Origin of the sequence: Mesotoga sp. HF07.pep.5.2.highcov, assembly GCF_003666285.1 — a bacterium.
Classification (GTDB): domain Bacteria; phylum Thermotogota; class Thermotogae; order Petrotogales; family Kosmotogaceae; genus Mesotoga; species Mesotoga prima.
Genome location: NZ_JFHJ01000214.1, coordinates 1 through 1,433 on the forward strand (window position 1 = coordinate 1; position 1,433 = coordinate 1,433).

Here is a 1,433-nt window from a genome sequence, read left to right on the forward strand (position 1 = left end):
AGAAGCATCTATGCTTACACAAACGAACTTTCGCTCGATGGTCTCATGAAAGTTGCAGAAAGGCTGAGGGCCGTTATAAGTCAGGATAGGGTCGCGGATTCAGTTATTGATTTTAGAAATGAAGAGTTTGTTGACGTCTGTCCAGTTCTCTTTTCACCGAATAATGTACCGAAAAAAGAGAAGGTAAGAGTTATGCAACTTGCCCATGAAGGAGCATCGACCTTCGCTTCGACCATATCTCAGGTTGTCGTAAATTCCGTTGAATACGATCAAAAAGTCTGGATCTACAATTCCGAAGGCGTGAAGGCTCATGATCGCCGCGTAAGAACAAGACTGGCGATATCCGCAGTTGCCACAAAAGACGGACAAATGGAAAGTGGTTTCTACGGACCGGGAGCAGCAATGGGCTTTGAGTTCTTTAATATGGTCGATCCCAGAGCCGCCGGAGAAAGGGCTGCAAGAATCGCAGACAGAATGGTAAGGGCGGAGTTTGCTCCTGCTGGACGAATGCCTGTGATAATCTCCAACGAGTTTGGAGGAGTAATATTCCACGAGGCCTGCGGCCATGCGCTCGAAGCTACGGGAGTAGCCAAAGGCGCATCTGTATTTGCCGGTAAGCTAGGTCAGAAGATAGCAAATGAATGTGTGTCTGCTGTAGACGATCCGACGATTCCCAATGCCTGGGGATCGGCAAATGTTGACGATGAAGGTACTCCGACAAGGAGGAATCTATTGATCGATAAAGGAGTTCTAAAAAGCTACATGATCGATCGCCTTGGTGGAATAAAGATGAAAATGCAACCTACTGGAAGCGCAAGAAGACAGGATTACACGTTTGCCCCGACATCAAGAATGAGCAATACGTTCCTTCTTCCCGGAGAGTACTATCCCGAGGAGATAATAGCTGCCACAGACTATGGTCTCTACGCGAAGTCTCTCGGTGGGGGATCGGTTATGCCTTCCACGGGTGAATTCAACTTTGCGGTAAAGGAAGGATACATGATAGAGAAGGGAAGGATAACCAGACCGGTAAGGGGTGCGACACTTATCGGAAAGGGCAATGAGGTCCTTACGAAGATTGATATGGTTGGCAACGATCTCGAACGGGGGCAGGGTATGTGCGGGTCGATCTCGGGTTCGATCCCGGCCGATGTGGGCCAGCCAACCGTGAGAGTGTCTGAACTGATTGTTGGGGGGCGAAATTGATGGATTTCAATACCTTTGCCGACAAGGCTTTCAAAATCTCCAAAGAAAAGGGCTTTAATGAAGCCGAGATCTATTACTCGAAAGGTGGAGAATTTCAGTTAAGCTCTCTGAATGGAGAAATCGATTCATACACGGATGCCAGTTCGATAGAAGTTTACTTCAGAGGCCTCAAGAACGGAAAGATCGGCACGGCATTTTCAGAGATTCTAAGCGAAGAGGCGGCGACA

Annotated in this window: 2 protein-coding genes; both read left to right on the forward strand. The window is 48.1% G+C overall.

The annotated features are described in order from the left end of the window. Window positions 1–1,206, forward strand: a 1,206-nt coding sequence (locus BG32_RS04460) for a TldD/PmbA family protein (protein ID WP_147434825.1), incomplete at its 5' end; no start/stop codon positions are given. Next, the coding region (locus BG32_RS04465; RefSeq protein WP_310793870.1) for a PmbA/TldA family metallopeptidase at window positions 1,206–1,433 on the forward strand (228 nt) is incomplete at its 3' end. The genes BG32_RS04460 and BG32_RS04465, both read left to right, overlap by 1 nt.